Origin of the sequence: Brachybacterium tyrofermentans, from assembly GCF_039526165.1 — a bacterium.
Taxonomy (GTDB): domain Bacteria; phylum Actinomycetota; class Actinomycetes; order Actinomycetales; family Dermabacteraceae; genus Brachybacterium; species Brachybacterium tyrofermentans.
In genome coordinates this window covers 63,148-78,637 of sequence record NZ_BAAAIR010000044.1, presented here as the reverse complement: position 1 = coordinate 78,637, position 15,490 = coordinate 63,148, and the positions used below count along the sequence as shown (strand labels likewise).

General features: G+C 68.4%; 18 protein-coding genes. 6 read left to right on the top strand and 12 right to left on the bottom strand.

The annotated features are described in order from the left end of the window. Positions 1-23: 23 nt before the first annotated feature. On the bottom strand, positions 24-1,412 hold the full coding sequence (locus ABD093_RS13340; RefSeq protein ID WP_343925100.1) for an amino acid permease: 1,389 nt from the start codon (positions 1,410-1,412) through the stop codon (positions 24-26). Between the two features lie 94 nt (positions 1,413-1,506). Between ABD093_RS13340 and ABD093_RS13335 the strand changes: the two genes are divergently transcribed. Next, entirely contained in the window at positions 1,507-2,247 is a 741-nt protein-coding gene (locus ABD093_RS13335; RefSeq protein ID WP_377802372.1) for an NADPH-dependent F420 reductase, read from the top strand. A gap of 63 nt (positions 2,248-2,310) precedes the next feature. Here the strand turns inward: ABD093_RS13335 and nrdF are convergent, their stop codons facing one another. Both nrdF and nrdI read right to left on the bottom strand, forming a co-directional pair. Beyond that, a complete protein-coding gene (gene nrdF, locus ABD093_RS13330) occupies positions 2,311-3,336 on the bottom strand; it encodes a class 1b ribonucleoside-diphosphate reductase subunit beta (RefSeq protein ID WP_343925096.1) in 1,026 nt (341 codons plus the stop codon). 52 nt (positions 3,337-3,388) lie between these two features. Beyond that, a complete protein-coding gene (nrdI, locus tag ABD093_RS13325; RefSeq protein ID WP_343925094.1) occupies positions 3,389-3,877 on the bottom strand; it encodes a class Ib ribonucleoside-diphosphate reductase assembly flavoprotein NrdI in 489 nt (162 codons plus the stop codon). Between the two features lie 251 nt (positions 3,878-4,128). Between nrdI and ABD093_RS13320 the strand changes: the two genes are divergently transcribed. Further along, positions 4,129-4,494, top strand: coding sequence for a TraR/DksA family transcriptional regulator (locus ABD093_RS13320; RefSeq protein ID WP_343925092.1), 366 nt, complete (start codon positions 4,129-4,131; stop codon positions 4,492-4,494). A gap of 140 nt (positions 4,495-4,634) precedes the next feature. Here ABD093_RS13320 and ABD093_RS13315 read toward each other — a convergent pair whose 3' ends face one another. Together ABD093_RS13315 and ABD093_RS13310 are read right to left on the bottom strand one after the other, a co-directional pair. Further along, positions 4,635-5,129 (bottom strand): GNAT family N-acetyltransferase, encoded by a 495-nt coding sequence (locus ABD093_RS13315; RefSeq protein WP_114328665.1) that lies wholly within the window; start codon positions 5,127-5,129, stop codon positions 4,635-4,637. A gap of 120 nt (positions 5,130-5,249) precedes the next feature. Beyond that, a complete protein-coding gene (locus tag ABD093_RS13310; RefSeq protein ID WP_114311328.1) occupies positions 5,250-6,341 on the bottom strand; it encodes an NADH:flavin oxidoreductase/NADH oxidase in 1,092 nt (363 codons plus the stop codon). Between the two features lie 97 nt (positions 6,342-6,438). Here ABD093_RS13310 and ABD093_RS13305 point away from each other — a divergent pair, with 97 nt between their 5' ends. Next, complete coding sequence (locus tag ABD093_RS13305) at positions 6,439-6,792, top strand: ArsR/SmtB family transcription factor (protein ID WP_245857406.1); 354 nt, start codon at positions 6,439-6,441, stop codon at positions 6,790-6,792. Between the two features lie 50 nt (positions 6,793-6,842). Here ABD093_RS13305 and ABD093_RS13300 read toward each other — a convergent pair whose 3' ends face one another. Both ABD093_RS13300 and ABD093_RS13295 read right to left on the bottom strand, forming a co-directional pair. Beyond that, positions 6,843-7,451, bottom strand: a complete 609-nt coding sequence (locus ABD093_RS13300) for a class I SAM-dependent methyltransferase (RefSeq protein WP_343925090.1) — start codon at positions 7,449-7,451, stop codon at positions 6,843-6,845. A gap of 187 nt (positions 7,452-7,638) precedes the next feature. Further along, the gene (locus tag ABD093_RS13295; protein WP_343925088.1) at positions 7,639-8,193 is read right to left on the bottom strand and encodes a hypothetical protein; all 555 of its coding nucleotides are present in this window, start codon (positions 8,191-8,193) and stop codon (positions 7,639-7,641) included. 137 nt (positions 8,194-8,330) lie between these two features. Here ABD093_RS13295 and ABD093_RS13290 point away from each other — a divergent pair, with 137 nt between their 5' ends. Together ABD093_RS13290 and ABD093_RS13285 are read left to right on the top strand one after the other, a co-directional pair. Next, positions 8,331-8,885, top strand: a complete 555-nt coding sequence (locus tag ABD093_RS13290) for a GNAT family N-acetyltransferase (protein WP_114304893.1) — start codon at positions 8,331-8,333, stop codon at positions 8,883-8,885. A 119-nt stretch (positions 8,886-9,004) separates the two neighbouring features. Continuing rightward, the gene (locus tag ABD093_RS13285; protein ID WP_114304892.1) at positions 9,005-9,838 is read left to right on the top strand and encodes an alpha/beta hydrolase; all 834 of its coding nucleotides are present in this window, start codon (positions 9,005-9,007) and stop codon (positions 9,836-9,838) included. Between the two features lie 330 nt (positions 9,839-10,168). On the opposite strand, the gene ABD093_RS13280 is transcribed toward ABD093_RS13285, so the two are convergent. The 5 genes from ABD093_RS13280 to ABD093_RS13260 all read right to left on the bottom strand — a co-directional run bounded on the left by ABD093_RS13280 (position 10,169) and on the right by ABD093_RS13260 (position 14,306). After that, complete coding sequence (locus ABD093_RS13280) at positions 10,169-10,747, bottom strand: P-loop nucleotide/nucleoside kinase family protein (RefSeq protein WP_114304891.1); 579 nt, start codon at positions 10,745-10,747, stop codon at positions 10,169-10,171. Positions 10,748-11,196: 449 nt separating this feature from the next. Continuing rightward, positions 11,197-12,177 carry a methyltransferase gene (locus ABD093_RS13275; RefSeq protein ID WP_343925085.1) on the bottom strand — a complete coding sequence of 327 codons (981 nt, stop codon included), beginning with the start codon at positions 12,175-12,177 and terminating at the stop codon, positions 11,197-11,199. Then, positions 12,174-13,196, bottom strand: coding sequence for an NAD(P)/FAD-dependent oxidoreductase (locus ABD093_RS13270; RefSeq protein ID WP_096164769.1), 1,023 nt, complete (start codon positions 13,194-13,196; stop codon positions 12,174-12,176). The genes ABD093_RS13275 and ABD093_RS13270 overlap by 4 nt, the downstream gene beginning before the upstream one ends. Before the next feature lie 77 nt (positions 13,197-13,273). Beyond that, positions 13,274-13,873 (bottom strand): helix-turn-helix transcriptional regulator, encoded by a 600-nt coding sequence (locus ABD093_RS13265; RefSeq protein WP_096164767.1) that lies wholly within the window; start codon positions 13,871-13,873, stop codon positions 13,274-13,276. 73 nt (positions 13,874-13,946) lie between these two features. Beyond that, the gene (locus ABD093_RS13260; protein WP_343925083.1) at positions 13,947-14,306 is read right to left on the bottom strand and encodes an ArsR/SmtB family transcription factor; all 360 of its coding nucleotides are present in this window, start codon (positions 14,304-14,306) and stop codon (positions 13,947-13,949) included. 126 nt (positions 14,307-14,432) lie between these two features. Here ABD093_RS13260 and arsB point away from each other — a divergent pair, with 126 nt between their 5' ends. Continuing rightward, positions 14,433-15,485, top strand: coding sequence for an ACR3 family arsenite efflux transporter (gene arsB / locus ABD093_RS13255; RefSeq protein WP_096197938.1), 1,053 nt, complete (start codon positions 14,433-14,435; stop codon positions 15,483-15,485). Positions 15,486-15,490 lie beyond the last annotated feature (5 nt).

The window sequence follows — 15,490 nt, the reverse complement described above, 5'->3', positions numbered from 1 at the left end:
GGCGCCCGTCGGCCGGCCCCGGCTCAGACCCGGCCCGCCCGATGGCGGCCGGTCACGGCATAGAGCAGCGTCATCACGACGAGGAATCCTGCGCCCACCCCGAGCGCCGTGTGATACGCGGGCTGCCACACCATGATCCCGAACGTGAACACGATGAAGGCGATCGCGAAGAGCTGCCCGAACGGCCACAGCGGCACCGGGAAGGCGAGCTCGGCGCGCTCCTGGCGGGACATGCCGCGCCGGGAGGCGACCTGTGCGAGCAGGATCATCAGCCACACGAAGATCGTGGCGAAGGTGGCCAGGGAGGCGACGATCGTGAAGACCTCTTCCGGCAGCGCATAGTTCAGCAGCACGCCCACCACCAGCACCCCGAGCAGGGCGACGGTCGTGACCACGGGCACGCCCCGCATCGTGCGGGCCATGGCGCGCGGGGCCAGCCGTTCGCGGGCCATCCCCGCGACCACGCGGCCGGCCCCGAACAGGTCGGCGTTGATCGCGGACAGCGCCGCGGTGAGCACCACGACGTTCAGCAGCGCGGCCGCCCAGTTCACCCCGAGGGTGTCGAAGATCTGCACGAACGGCGACTCCTCGCCGGTGATCTCGCGCCAGGGGTTCAGCAGCAGGATCACCCCGATCGCGAGCACGTAGAACAGCAGGATCCGCACGGGCACCGTGTTGACGGCCTTGGGGATCGCGGTGCCCGGGTCCTCCGCCTCGGTGCCCGCCACACCGATGATCTCGGTGCCGCCGAAGGCGAACAGCACCAGGATGAACGCGGAGATCATGCCGCCGGCGCCGTGCGGGAAGAAGCCGCCGTCGGCCGTGAGGTTCGCCAGCCCCGTGGCGGTGCCCGCGTCGCCGAGACCGAACACGAGGATCGCGGCGCCGCCCACGATCATCGCGATCACGGCAGTGACCTTGATGATCGTGAACACGAACTCGAGCTCCCCGAACCAGCGCACGCTGGCGAGGTTCGCCGCGCCCACGATCAGCAGCGTGAGGGCCACCCAGATCCACTGCGCGGTGTCGGGGAACCAGAACCGCATGTAGATCGCGATCGCGGTGAGGTCGGCCAGGCACACGATGAGCATCTCGAACGCGAACATCCAGCCGGTGATGTACCCGGCCCAGCCGCCCAGGAACCGCCGGGTGTACTCGGCGAACGAGCCCGAGATCGGCATCCGCACCGCCATCTCGCCGAGTGCCCGCAGCATGAAGTACACGACCGCGCCGCCCAGCAGATAGACCAGCAGGACCGACGGCCCGGCCGCCTGGATCGCCCCGGCGGAGCCGTAGAACAGTCCGGTGCCGATCGCGGAGCCGAGCGCGATGAAGTGGATGTGCCGCGCCTTCAGCCCCGGTGCCCGGCGGGCGGTGTCGGGGACGGTCGCGGGTCGCGCAGACGTGCTCATCGTGGGGAATGCTCCGGTGGTGGTCTGTGCGCGCGCCCTGGACGGGTCGCGAGCGGGGATCGGGAGGCGGGGAACTGCCTCCGACACGGTACGTCTGCGCACCGGCGGGCAGGGAGAGCGCCGCCGGCCCTGGGGCAGGGATCACGCCGGGAAGCAGAACACCCCCGCCCGCGTTGCACCTGCCATGACAACTCCGAACACCATCGGCATCATCGGGGCAGGACACATCGGCAGCCAGGTCGCACGGGCGGTGATCGCCGCGGGATACGACGTGGTGATCGCGAACTCGCGCGGACCCGAGACGCTCACCGATCTCGTCGCGGAGCTGGGCCCGAAGGCTCGTGCCGCGACCGCAGAGGACGCCGGGACGGCGGGGGAGGTCGTGGTGGTGACGGTGCCGCTGCACGCCCTCGACAGCATCCCGGTCGAGCCGCTCGCGGGGAAGATCGTGCTGGACACGAACAACTACTACTACGAGCGCGACGGCCGCATCGATGACCTGGACCAGGGCGAGACGACCACCTCGCAGATGCTCCAGGAGCACCTGCCCACCTCGAAGGTCGTCAAGGCCTTCAACCACATCCCCTTCGGTGACATCACCACCGACACCGCTCCTGCGGGCTCCCCGAACCGTCGCGCGCTCGCCGTCTCGAGCGACTTCCCCGAGGCGGTCGAGTTCGCCGTGCGTCTGTACGACGAGCTCGGCTTCGACGCGGTCGACGTGAGCCCGCTCAGCGAATCCTGGCGCGTAGAGCGGGACCGTCCCGCCTATGTGGTGCGCCAGACGGCCGCCGAGCTGCGCGAGAACCTCGCGGCGGCGAACCGCCTGCCCTGAACGGTCGTCGCCGTCGGCCTGGGGGCCGACCGCGACGACCGCCCCGTCCAGCGCGCCGACGCTTCAGAAGTCCCAGTCCTCGTCGCTGGTGTTCTCTGCCGTGCCGATGACGTAGGACGAGCCGGATCCGCTGAAGAAGTCATGGTTCTCGTCGGCGCCAGGGGACAGGGCGGCGATGATCTCGGGGTTCACCTGGGTCTCCTCGGCGGGGAAGCGCGCTGGATAGCCGAGGTTCATGAGCGCCTTGTTCGCGTTGTAGCGGACGAAGGCGGCGACGTCGTCCATCAGCCCGAGTGGTTCGTACAGCTCGCCGGAGTACTGCAGCTCGAGCTCGTAGAGCTCCTCGAGCAGCGAGTAGGTGAACTTCCGCATGTGCTCGCGCGTCGCGTCGTCGTGGTGTTCGAGGCCCCGCTGGTACTTGTAGCCGGAGTAGTACCCGTGCACGGCCTTGTCCCGCAGGATCAACCTGATCATGTCGGCGGTGTTCGTCAGGGTGGCACGGACGGAGAAGTGCAGTGGCAGGTAGAAGCCGGCGTAGAGCAGCAGCGAGGACAGCAGCGTCGAGGACACCTTGCGCTTGAGCGGATCGTCCCCGTAGTAGTGCCTCAGCACCTTCTTGCACCGTTCCTGCAGCAGGTCGTTGTCGACAGCCCACCGGTAGGCGCTGTCGATCTCCGGAGTGCTGGTCAGCGTGGAGAACACGGACGAGTACGAACGGGCGTGCACGGACTGCATGAAGGCGATGTTCGTGTAGACGGCCTCTTCGTGCTCGGTGCGGGCGTCCTGGATCTGGCAGACCTCTCCGACGGTGGCCTGGACCGTATCGAGCATCGTGAGCCCGGTGAACACGCGCATCGTCAGGGTGCGCTCCTCCTCTCCCAGCCTCCTCCACGCCTGGAGATCGTTGGACAGCGGCACCTTCTCGGGCAGCCAGAAGTTCGCGGTCAGCCGGTTCCACACCTCGAGATCCTTCTCGTCGGTCACGCGATTCCAGTTGATCGGGCGCAGTCGGACGGAGGGGTCGTGGCGGTAGGAGGGTGGAGTGACGGAGCGCTCGGTGAGAGCGACGGCAGCGGTCGGGGCGGTCATCGGTGTCCTTCGTCGGTGAGGGTGGAGGGAATTGGGTGTGGTGCGGCGCGGTTCACGCGGGGACGTCCGTCGCTGCGGATAGTTCCCAGAACTGGTCCAGGCCGTCGTCGACGCGCGCCACGTCCTGTGGCGTGCCGAGCAGCTCGAAGCGGTACAGCACCGGCACCTGGCATTTCGCGGAGATCACCGGGCCGGCCAAGCAGTAGTCAGCGCCGAAGTTCGTGTTGCCAGCGGCGATCACCCCGCGCAGCAGACGGCGATTGGAGGGGTCGTTGAGGAAGCGGATGACCTGCTTGGGGACGGCTCCCGATAGGGTGCCGCCGCCGTAGGTCGGGACGACCAGGACATAGGGGCGGTTCACGTGCAGCGAACCTTCGATCCGGGGCCGCAGGGGTATCCGCGCCGACGGGCGTTGGAGCCGTTCGACGAACCGGTGCGTGTTCTCCGAAACGCTCGAGAAGTGCACGAGGTCGGGCGTCTCGGGAGCGACGGACTCCGTCGCAGCACTCGCGCCGCTGTCGTGGCGCCATGGGAGTGACATCTTCGGAGATCCTCTCGATCGCCGGGCGGCACTAGATGTAGTGACATGGAAGGGCTGGGGCCCTAGATCTAGTTGTAGCACGCAGAACTACGGCGAAGCAAAGTAGTAAGTACGACACGACGAACTTTGCTCTCCGTGGCGGGCCGAGGATCATGGGGCTGATGCGTGTGCTGTGCGGAGAGCGGGCGGCCGCTCAGCGCGGGACCTCTCCAGTGATGAGTGCTCCGTGGGCGACCGGGCACACTGGATCGATGGACGATCCACCAGAAGGGGCCGGCACCCCGCGCGACCGGGCCGGGCAGCTCGCCTCCAGGCGCCATGAGATGCAGATGCAGCTGCAGGACGTCGAACGCGAACTTGCTGCCTTGAGGCGCTCGCGTGAGGGTGCGGCGGACGATGACGAGCACGACCCCGACGGGGTGCCGCTGTCGGAGCAGTGGTCCCGCCTGGAGGGCCTGCGGCTCGCACGCCTCGAAGCGCTCGCCGGGATCGACGACGCGACGGAGCGCCGGGCACGTGGGGAGGACGGCGTGTGCCGATCCTGCGGGAACCTGATCGCTCCGGCCCGGCTGGCCGTTCGCCCCGAGGTCACCACCTGCATCGACTGCGCTCCCTGAGTGCACAGGTGTCTGGGAGCGCACGCTTCCCGGTGCCGAGCATCATGCGGAACAGGAGGGCGCCGTATCGGTCGATGAGGTCCGCCCCTCTGGGGTCGCAGGCGGGTGCAGGCGCCGCATCGGGCCTGCCCTCTTCTGCGTCAGCCCGACGTGCCGGCCGGCCGCTCGAAGATGACGCGCGATTCCAGGAACCCCTGATCCTCGAAGAAGCGGTGAGCCTGCTCGTTGAAGGACCATGAGTCCAGGCGCACGGTGTCGGCGGATGCCTGCCGCGCCCTGTGGGTGATCTCCTCCATGAGGAGCGTGCCGACGTGCTGACGGCGAGCGTCCTCATCGACCGCGATGTGATGCACGTACACAGACCTGTGGGCGAGGAGGAAGGGCGAATCGGGCCGCGAGACCACCTCCGCCAGCAGGTATCCGAGGGCCTTCCCTTCATGATCGCCCGCAATGAGGAGGATCGCGTCGTCCGCGAGGCGGGCGACCAGGAAGTCGCGCAGCGCACTCTCGACGGCCGGGCGGAAGAGATCCGGGCGCCCCTCGGCATGGAGCGTCTGCACCTGAACCGCGAGGCAGGTCAGTGCTTCGACATCATCGCTCGTCGCATCACGGACGCGGATCGGTGGGGTCTGCATGGGCAGAGCGTAGCCGCGTGTCGAGCCCGGCGAGCGGTGCTCACCGGGCTCGTTCCACGTGTGGGTCAGGCGGCCGACGGGCGCGCCGGATTCACGCGCTACAGCGCGTACGCGTACTGGCTACAGCGCGTACGCGTACTGCTCGAGGAATCGGGGAGCCTCCCCGAGCTCGCGGGACGCGTGATTGGCCCAGGACGGGTCGCGAAGCATCTCGCGGCCGACGAACACCGCGTCGGCCTCACCGTTGCTGAGCAGCTCGGCGGCACGGCGGACGTCCTTCACCCGGCCGACCGCGGCGACGGGGACCGTCGTGTCCGTGCGCAGGCGTGCCGCGTAGCGCGTCTGATAGTCCTCCTCATGCGGGATCGGCACGATGTCGGTCCCTCCGGAGGAGGCGTCGACCAGGTCCACGCCGTGCTCGCCGGCCCAGGCGGTCAGCTGGGCGGACTGCTCGTAGGTCCAGCTCTCCCGGGAGTCCTCGGGGTTCTCCTCGACCCAGTCGGTCGTGGAGATGCGCAGGAAGACGGGCGCGTCCTGCGGCCAGACCGCGCGGACGGCGTCGATCACCTCGAGCGCGAGCCGGGCGCGGCCGGCGAGATCGCCGCCGTACTCGTCGGTGCGCTGGTTGGCGATGGGGGAGAGGAAGGAGTGCAGCAGGTAGCCATGCGCGGCATGCACCTCGGCCACCTGGAAGCCGGCCTCGAGGGCGCGGCGGGCCGCCTCGGCGAACGAGGCTACGACGGCCGCGATATCCTCACGGCTCATCTCGTGCGGGACCGGGCCGCCGGGGAAGGCGACCGGGCTGGCGCCGTACGGCATCCATCCGTACTCCTCGGTGCTCAGCCAGTCGCCGCCCTCCCACGGGCGGCCCGTGGATGCTTTGCGGCCGGCGTGCGCGAGCTGGATACCCGCCACCGCTCCCTGTGTGCGGATCGCCGAGGCGATGCGCGCGAAGTCGGGGGTCTGCGAGTCGTCCCAGATGCCTAGGTCGAAGGGCGAGATGCGGCCTTCGGGGGCCACGCCCGTCGCCTCGACCATGACCAGTCCGGCGCCACCGGCGGCTCGGGCCGAGTAGTGGGCGAGGTGGAAGTCGGTGGGGCGCCCGGCCGCCGACGGCGAGGGATCCGCGCTGTAGGTGCACATGGGAGACATCCAAGCCCGGTTGGGCATCTCGAGGTCGCGGAGCCGGATGGGGCTGAACAGGGTCGTCACAGGAGGGATCTCCAGAGGTCGTCGGATAGTACGAGGATCACCGTACTACGAGAAGAATAGTACTATGGAGGTTGTTCCGAGAGACCAGGAGGCGACGGTGCGCTCACTCCCTCACCCCGACGTCCAGGAGATCGCCCTCGATCAGGTGCTCTCCGCGCTGGCGGACCCGATCCGCCGGGTGATCGTCAGTCAGCTCGCGGGCGGGCATGACGATCAGGCCTGCATCGCCTTCGACCTGCCGGTCACGAAGTCGACGTCGACCCATCATTTTCGGGTGCTCCGGGAGGCCGGCATCATCTCGCAGCGCTACCGCGGCACCGCCATCCTCAACTGCCTGCGCGATGAGGAGCTGGCGGAACGCTTCCCGGGCCTGCTCGACGCCGTCCTCGCGGCAGAGGGTTCCGAAGTACAGGGCACGACGGCGACAGCTGCCGCCGCTCGCCGACTCTGACTGCCATCGTCGAGCCTCGGCAGACCGAGGGGTCTGAATGAGCTCTCTGCTCAGGGCCGACGGGCGATCACGCGAAAGGTGTGCCAGTGCTTGGGGCCGCTGAAGGAGCGGCCGTCGCGTTCGTCCTCGGTGAGCTCGAGGATCTCGAGTCCGTCGAGGAGCCCCTCCACGTCGCCATGGCTGAGGTAAGTGCCGACGGTACCCGCCCAGCCGTCACGGTCGCCGAAGAGATCGACCGCCAGGATCCCGCAGGGGCGGAGCGCCGCGCGCATCCTCGACCAGAGAGCGCCGAAGGCGGGCTGGGGGACGAACGGGAGAGTGGCGCAGGACAGGAGCAGATCCGCCGGAGGCAGCTCTCGCAGCTGAGCGAGGTCGACGCTCGTGTGATGGATCGGCAGCTGCGCAGAGAGCGCCGCCATGGGGCGCTCGACGCTCGCGTCCCCGTCGACGGTGTGCACGGTGAAGCCGCTCTCGGCCAGGAAGCGTGCCTCGACACCGATACCGCATCCGAGCTCCACCGCTGTCGCCGGTCCGTCGGTCCGCGAGCACTCCGCCACCATCGTCGGCTCGCCGCGCCGGATGAGCGCGAACCCAGCGGGATGCGACCCAACGCGGAAGAGGTGCGCGTGGCGATCCGCCTCGTTGCGATAGGCGTCCAACCAGGCACAGTGATACTCGCCGCGCTCGTCGATGTCGTTTCCCGCGTGTTCGGAAGGCCTGATCGCGCAGTACCAGCCCGATCTGAACGAGCTGTGCGAAGACTGCCGATGAAGTCGAGATCCCGTATCGGTCAGGGCGCGACTGGCGGCGTGTGCTGACGCGCTCCTGCCCAGGGTCGGAGAGCGTTTACGGCGCCCGCCAGTCGATCACTTCGGCGGAGTGGAGCGGAACGGGACCCTTCGTGAGGATGTGCGGTGTCCCGTTGAACCAGGCCCCGCGCTTGCCCGCTCTCGCGAGCTGGTCGATCCACCGAGCATTTCGCGGCGTAGTCTCGTCCCGGGAGCGGTAGGCGGCGACGTCGAGGACCTCGATCTCCTGCGGATCGATCGGATCGCCCGTGCTGCTCAGATGCCGGTCGAAGACAACCGCGGGGCCGAGGTCGTCGACAGGGATCGCCCAGAACTCCTGCGCGGGCAGCTCCACCCCTGCGATGGCGCGCCACGCTTCCCGGATCGCGTGCGGCTGGATCGGGGACAGGAAGACCACCCCGGTCCACGTCGCCTCGAGAACCGGGATCCACGTCTCCCGGAGCCGTCGGCGTTCTGGCGTGTCGTCGTACTTGGCGATCGCGGCGGCGAAGGCACGAGGGTCCGTCCGCTCGAGCGCACTGAGAGGGTGCAGCTCGTCTGCGTCGGCGTTGTGCGTGGTGCGGGAATGGAACACGCAGCGCTCTGGGGTCATCACTCGATTCTGCCTCTTGAGGTGTCGCGTCTGCACCGTGCCGGAAAAGGTCTGACCCGTAGGAGATGAGCGCATACCCTCGTCGCATGCTCTTCGCGTGAGGTTCCGAGTCCATGACCCCGATCCGCAGGAGATCTATGTCCTTCACGATCCGCAGCTACGAGCCGACTGACGAAACCAGCTGGCTGCGATGTCGAGCCCTGTCCTTCCTGAGCACCTGCTACTACGACGATGTGTGGACGCAGCGCCCGGCGAGCCCCGCCGTGCAGCTCGTGGCGAGGTGCGGTGACACCGTCGTCGGCATCCTGGACGTCGAGATCGAGGATGATCTGGCAACGATCGACACTGTGGCTGTGCACCCGGACAACCAGGGCGAAGGAATCGCCGCAGCACTGCTCACGCACGCGCGGCGCGAGCTGCCCAGCACCGTGACCACCGTGGACGCGTGGACCCGCGAGGACGAGCCCGCACTGGGTTCGTACCACGCCCAGGGCTTCGTGGAATCGGAGCACTACCTCCACGTCTACAAGACCTGCGAGGACTCGGACGATGGCTGGACCAGCCCGGACCGGCTCTCTGCCCCGCTGGCGGCCTTCTGCCATGCGAGGCTTGAGGACGAGTCTGACCTCCGCGCTCGGTTCTCGCGGGTCTACGTGTGCAGGCGCTTCAGTCGGTCCGTCCCCTCGGAGTGACAGGGCGAGCCTGAGTGTCCGAGGTCGTCGGCCACGGCCATTGTTCGTCGGACGCCGGTGCCCCCTCCCGTGCACAAAAATCGCTGGGCGCCTCCGTGCGCAGGGCCTAGGGTCTTTCCGTGACGCACTGTGAGCCCTACCGGCCCCTTCCTGATCCGGACGACGGTGTCCGCTACGAGTACGGCCCGTTCTCCGTGCCGCGGACCCGAGCACCAGGGGAGACCCGGTCCTTCGAGATCGTCGACCCCCGGGCCTACCCAGGAACGACCCGCCGTGTCTGGGTGCATACGCCCGGGGGCCACGACTCCACTGTTCCGGCGGCGGTGATGGTCTTCAACGACGGTTGGTGGTATCTCGATCCGGACGGGGACGTACGCGGCGGGACCGTGCTCGACAACCTGGCCGACAGCGGGGACGTGCCGCCTCTGGTGGGCGTCTTCGTCGACCCGGGTGTCTTCCCCGACGCGGAGAATCCGAAGAACCGCAACGTCGAGTACGACGCGGACGACGGCCGCTATGGCGATTTCCTCGCCACCGAGGTGCTCCCGCGGGTCGCGGAGATGCACTCACTGGCGGATGACCCGTCCGGGCGGGGCATCTGCGGAGGCAGCTCCGGCGGTGACGCCGCCTTCACCGCCGCTTGGCAGAGGCCGGACGTCTTCCGTAAGGTCATCACGTTCAATGCGAGCTTCGCCCAGATGCCCGACGGCAATCCCTACCCGCGGCAGCTCGCCCAGGGGGTCGATCGGCCGATTCGCGTCTTCCTCCACGCAGCACAGCGGGACCTCGGTTGGGGCCGGCGCGAGATGAACTGGTTCGCGGAGAACCTGGAGACGGCGGCGGCCTTGTCTCGTGCGGGGTACGACTCGCGCGTGGTGGTCGGCGACGGGGGGCATAGTCCCAACCACGGCGGTGTTCTCCTTCCCGACGCACTCCGCTGGCTCTGGCACTAGCAGCCCGAGCCGACCGGGTCGCCCAGGGCAACGTCCGTACTGTCGGGGCGGCATGGTGGCGAGCAGGTCGATCGTGGCGGCCGCGATGATGTCGCCCCGGAAGTTCTCGCCTCACCGGCCGAACGGCATGTGTGACGTGACCTGGTCGTAGCCGACGAGGTCCGGAGTCGGCACCCCAGCAGCCTGGACCAGCGGGATGACCTGTGACTCCTCTCAGCCACCGCAAGCACATCATCGTGGACGGCTTGGGGCAGGGGAGCGGGCATGGGCCCATCCTTGCGTGCGACAGCGCGGATGGCGAGCCGTGGCCAGGGCGCCCCCGCGCGCAGTTCATCGGATCGTCGCAGTCTGAGGGTCCGCCTGGACGGACAGGATTCGTGAACCCAGCGACTCCAGGTCGTTGCTGTACTCCAGGAGCGGCTCGTCGTCCTGCGGAGGTTCGAATCGGTCGATGAAGTCATCGAGTGCGCTCTCGGTCACCGTGAGGGAATTGGCGTCAGAGCGGTGATTGCGGAGCGTGAGCCGTGCCAAGAGCTCATCGCGTTCCACGGGCAGGTAGATCAGGACTGGTATTCCTCCGGAGCCGCGCGCGATGTCGCGCCATCGAGTCCGCTCGGCCCGCGTCCAGAGGCCGTAATCCAGCACGATGCTCATGCCGTCGTGCAGGAGAGTCGTGAATTCCCTGCGGACGGCGTCGACGACAGGTTGCTCTCGCTCGAAGTATGTGTCCTCCGGGTAGTCGATTCCGTAGCGTCCATGGAGACGGAACACTTCTTCGTCGACGGAAAGCCGCTGGAAACCCAGTTCGGTGAGAGCGGTGGCGACGGTTGTCTTCCCGGAGCCCGTGAGGCCGGCCAGGAGAACGGCGAGGGGTTGTGGAGCGCGTCGAATCGGATCGGCAGGGACCATCCTTGCAGTATTCAGCCCGGACCAGTCGTTGGCCAGCGCTATTGCCGACGCGGAGCCTCGCCGGGTCCCGATCCCGAGGTGACGTAGTGCGTACACAGTTTGATCTGCACCGACCGGGAGGCGCTGCAGCTGCGCTCAACCTCGCAGATCTGGGCCGGGGTGGGACACCTGCTTGTGCGGGCAGCATCGGCTGGCCAGCTGCCTGGTCTCGCCTTCAGGCGCGCTATCAGAGGTCACCCAGGCCTTCGGCGTGAGCCTCCGTCCGGGGAGATCTGGCAGTGCAGCCCGCTGCAGGATGACGGTCTGCCCGAGACCGCCGCTCTGAGCCGCCGTCCGATCTTCGATGACGACCAGTCGGAGCGGGTCCTTCCCTGGTGTGCCGCACAGTTCGCTGTCACCCGGCGGACTTCCTGGCGCGCCGCCCGGACGGTGCGGCGCAGGCGGACGATTCAGACGGTGCTGTCGAGGCCGTGCCGCCTGCTCCCGAGCACCCGTTCGCAGTTCGCCGCCTCCGCAGCGGGGGAGAACGGATCGTCAGCCTCGTCGGCGTCCGGTGTGTCAGGTCTGCGAGCGGCCCAGACGAGTCGCGTGGTGCGCAGGGTGAGGTCGGATCGGGACAGGATGCTGTGCGGGCTCGTGGTGTCCAGGAGCTCATCGAGAGCAGCGAGGTCCTCGGCGGGCAGGAGCTCCGCGCCCGCTCGGCGGAGTCCTGTGAGCGCGGCGAGGGCGTAGGGCCCGATCGCCTCGTTCTCGGTGCTGTCGATGGCGACGTCCAAAGCCAGGTGGGCAGCGACCTCCAAGCCGGCGGCAGTGAGCTTCGGCGCCCAGTCCGAGCCCCGATGAGGCATGCGGGCGGAGGTCGACGGCTCGAGGGCGGCGTGGCAGCGTTCCTCCAGGCCGGGACGGCCCTCAGGCGTGTCCGGCGAGAGGAATCTGGGGAGTCCGGAGAGTTCGAGGACGACGAACAGACCCTTGTCGCCGAGAGCGTCTCGGACGGTGCGAAGGGCGCGGTCCGGGTCGGCGAGGTGATGCATCGACGCCGAAGCCCAGACGAGATCGGGCCTGCCCAGATCGGGCCAGTCGGCCGCGTCGAGATCGACCTGCAGGGTCCGGATGCGGTCGTCGAGTCCGTCACGGCGTGCACGGTCGCGGAGGAGCTCGAGGTGCTCCGCGGAGGAGTCGACAGCAGTCGCGACGGCGTCGGGGAACGCGTGCAGCAGCGCGAAGGTGCCGGCACCGGTCCCGGCGCCGAGGTCGACGATCCGTGTCGGAGCGCTGCGCACAGGCATCCACTCGATCACCGCATCGACCTGGTCGGCCATGACCTTCGCGTCCAGATCGAGCACCTGCGCCTGGATCGCATCGGCATGAGGGTGGGCCGTCGGGCCGTGCGCATGAGGTGAGTGCTGGTGGGGCGTGGTCGTCCTCATCGGGCGCTCGCCCCCGCGAGCACGAACTCGCCGACCATCGCGGAGGCCGCGGCAAGGCCGCTGGCTGCAGCGTTGACCACTTGGCCCATGGGCTCGCTGGCGTTTCCGGCGGTCCGCACGCCCGGCACGTCAGTGGATCCGCTCGGCCCGGTCTCGATCTGCGTCGCCATGGTGTGGCCGTCCACGGCGAACTCGGTGGGCTGCAGTCCCAGGGGCGCGAGGAAGTCAGCGCGAGCATGCACGACGGGCGCCACGACCAGAGCGTCCAGCTCGATGCGCGTTCCGTCCTCGAGCACGACACCGCTGAGGCGATCGCTCTCGCTCAGCACCTCCGTGACGGTCCCTGAGGCGACGGCGATTCCCCGACGAGCGAGATCCTCGTGCTGTTCGGCGCTCGGCGCGGTGGTGTGCGCCAGCAGGGTCACGTGCGGGCTGAGCAGGCGGAACATCATGGCCTGGTGGGCTGCCATGGGGCTGGTGGCGAGCACGCCCACCCGCTGGTCCCGCACTTCGTAGCCGTGGCAGAAGCCGCAGTGGATCACGTCCTTGCCCCACCTCTCCGCCAGGCCCGGCAGCTGCGGGAGCTCATCCCAGCCACCGGTCGCCACGATCACGCGACCGGCAGTGAGCCGTTCGTCGGCCACGTCCAGGGTGAACGCGCCCAGCTCGCCGCGGACCGCGTCGACCGTCCCCCTCACGAACTCGCCTCCGAAGCCGTCCACCTCGTCCCGGCCGAGACGGTAGAGCTCCTCGGGTGAGACGCCATCGCGGCTCAGCAGGTTGTGGATGTGGCCGGCAGGTGCATTGCGCGGCGTGCCGTCGTCGATCACGACGACGGAGCGTCGGAAGCGCGAGAGGGCCACCGCGGCGCTCAGGCCCGCGGTGCCACCGCCGATCACTGCCACGTCATAGGTCGGGCCGTCGTCTGGTCGGACGGTTTCGGCGGGAGGGAGGGACGCGGTGGGGTCGCCGTGGCCCTCGGAGGCTGTCTGGTGGGGGTCAAAAGATTCTGGGTGCATGCACCCAGAATGTCGAGACATCCCATGGCCCGCAATGACTCTTGCGGTAACCGCAAAAACTGGTGGACGGGGCGGATCTATGCCTCGGAGCGGGTGGACCGTCGATGGGCCTGCTCGCCGTCCGCATCGAACATGGTCAGGATCTCGACCGTCCCCTCGAGGGTGCCGATGGAGTGCGGGGTCATCGTGCTGAACTCGGCGGCCTGGCCGGCTTCCACGGTGATCCGCCGCTCTCCCAGATGCAGCAGCGCGACGCCGGAGAGGACCATGAACCACTCCCGGCCAGGATGGACGGCCAGGCTGCCGGGCCCGTGCCGCCGCTGGCTGGTGATCCGCATCTTGGCGACCAGGGACCCGCCGTGCTGCGGGGAGTCCCGCGAGAGAGCCCACATGGTCAGGCCCGGTTCTTCGTGGGGAATCGGGCGGATGACCACGTCGTCGTCCTGATCCGAGGCGACCAGCTGATCGATCGTCGTCTCCAGCGCTCGGGCCAAGGGTGCCAGCTGCTCCAGACCGATGCTGCGATGGCCGGTCTCGATGCGGCTCAAGGTCGACGCGCTCAGCTGGCAGCGCCCCGCGAGAGCCTCCAGGCTCCACCCGCGCGCCTGCCGCAGCCCCCGGATGCGCTGGCGCACCACCGTGGAGACCTCGGATCCGGAATCGGCTTCGTCACTCATGCCCGCACGACCTCTCCTCGAAGTGCTCCGAGTATCGCCCATCTCGTGAATGCCCACGTCGCGACGCAGTCATTCAGGTGAGGTCGAGGAAGGCCTGCAGTTCGGCGAAGGCGGTGGGGATCACCGAGTAGTAGGCCCAGCGTCCACGTTGTTCTCGAGTCAGCAGTCCGGCGTCGACGAGCTTCTTCGTGTGGTGGCTGACGGTGGGCTGGCTGATGCCGAGCTCCTTCGTGAGATCGCAGGCGCAGACCGTCTCGCAGCCTTGGCTGGCGATGTGGGAGAGCAGCCGCAGGCGAGTGGGATCGGACAGGGCTTTGAGGAGTGCGGCGAGGCGCTCGGCGCTTGCGATCTCGAGGGGGCCGGTCGAGAGTGAGCAGCACCCCTGGCCGCCGGCTGCCGACGGGGCGTGGCCCGTTGCTGAACTCGCAGTCATGCCCCCACCTTACATTGACGAACATCAATGTGTCTGCGTACCGTTCGCATCGACAACCATCGATGCAAGGGAGTTCTGGACCTCGTGAGTACCAAGGCGGCTGCGGTGGAGCCTTCCGCTCCGGTGATGAGGGAGATGTCCTTCACGGACCGGTGGTTGGCGCTGTGGATCCTGCTCGCCATGGCCGTCGGGCTGCTGCTGGGGCGGTTCGTTCCTGGCCTGAACGCTGCGCTGGAGTCGGTGAAGATCGGCGGGATCTCGGTGCCGATCGCGATCGGGCTGCTGGTGATGATGTATCCGGTGCTGGCGAAGGTCCGTTACGACGAGACCCGTCGGATCGGCGCGGACCGGCGTCTGCTGGTCACGTCGCTGGCGCTGAACTGGATCGTCGGCCCAGCACTGATGTTCTCCCTTGCCTGGCTCTTCCTGGCGGACCTGCCGGAATACCGCACGGGCTTGATCATCGTCGGGCTCGCGCGGTGCATCGCGATGGTGTTCGTCTGGAACGACCTGGCCTGTGGCGACCGTGAGGCGGCCGCTGTGCTCGTGGCGCTCAACTCCGTGTTCCAGGTTCTCGCATTCGGGGCGCTGGGCTGGTTCTACCTGCAAGTCCTGCCGTCCTGGCTGGGACTGCCGACGGCCTCAGCGGAGTTCTCGATCGGCACCATCGTGATCAGCGTGCTGGTGTTCCTGGGCATACCGCTCGTAGCCGGGTTCCTCACCCGCCTGATCGGTGAAAGGGTCAAGGGCCGCACCTGGTACGAGGGACGGTTCTTGCCCGAGGTCGGTCCGTGGGCCCTGTACGGGCTGCTGTTCACCATCGTGCTGCTGTTCGCGCTCCAGGGCGAAGCGATCACTACCAGCCCCCTGGACGTCGCGCGCATCGCACTGCCACTGCTGCTGTATTTCACTCTCATGTTCCTGGGCTCACTGTTCCTCGCGCGCGGGGTCGGGCTGAACTACGCGAAGTCGACCACCGTGGCCTTCACCGCCGCGGGCAACAACTTCGAGCTCGCCATCGCCGTCGCCATCGGCACGTTCGGCGTCACCTCCGGGCAGGCGCTGGCAGGAGTCGTCGGCCCCCTGATCGAAGTCCCGGTGCTCGTCGCTCTGGTCTATGTCTCTCTGTGGCTGGGGAAGCGGCTCTTCCCGAACGATGCCACCGTCCCGGCCCGCTGACCGCC

Bases quoted from the DNA above. Each gene is read 5' to 3' on its own strand.
- ABD093_RS13295 (WP_343925088.1), bottom strand. From the start codon at position 8,193: ATGACCCCAGAGCGCTGCGTGTTCCATTCCCGCACCACGCACAACGCC.
- arsB (WP_096197938.1), top strand. From the start codon at position 14,433: ATGAGGGAGATGTCCTTCACGGACCGGTGGTTGGCGCTGTGGATCCTG.
- nrdI (WP_343925094.1), bottom strand. From the start codon at position 3,877: ATGTCACTCCCATGGCGCCACGACAGCGGCGCGAGTGCTGCGACGGAG.
- ABD093_RS13280 (WP_114304891.1), bottom strand. From the start codon at position 10,747: ATGGTCCCTGCCGATCCGATTCGACGCGCTCCACAACCCCTCGCCGTT.
- ABD093_RS13315 (WP_114328665.1), bottom strand. From the start codon at position 5,129: ATGCAGACCCCACCGATCCGCGTCCGTGATGCGACGAGCGATGATGTC.
- ABD093_RS13260 (WP_343925083.1), bottom strand. From the start codon at position 14,306: ATGACTGCGAGTTCAGCAACGGGCCACGCCCCGTCGGCAGCCGGCGGC.
- ABD093_RS13275 (WP_343925085.1), bottom strand. From the start codon at position 12,177: ATGAGGACGACCACGCCCCACCAGCACTCACCTCATGCGCACGGCCCG.
- nrdF (WP_343925096.1), bottom strand. From the start codon at position 3,336: ATGACCGCCCCGACCGCTGCCGTCGCTCTCACCGAGCGCTCCGTCACT.
- ABD093_RS13265 (WP_096164767.1), bottom strand. From the start codon at position 13,873: ATGAGTGACGAAGCCGATTCCGGATCCGAGGTCTCCACGGTGGTGCGC.
- ABD093_RS13320 (WP_343925092.1), top strand. From the start codon at position 4,129: ATGGACGATCCACCAGAAGGGGCCGGCACCCCGCGCGACCGGGCCGGG.
- ABD093_RS13290 (WP_114304893.1), top strand. From the start codon at position 8,331: ATGTCCTTCACGATCCGCAGCTACGAGCCGACTGACGAAACCAGCTGG.
- ABD093_RS13270 (WP_096164769.1), bottom strand. From the start codon at position 13,196: ATGCACCCAGAATCTTTTGACCCCCACCAGACAGCCTCCGAGGGCCAC.
- ABD093_RS13340 (WP_343925100.1), bottom strand. From the start codon at position 1,412: ATGAGCACGTCTGCGCGACCCGCGACCGTCCCCGACACCGCCCGCCGG.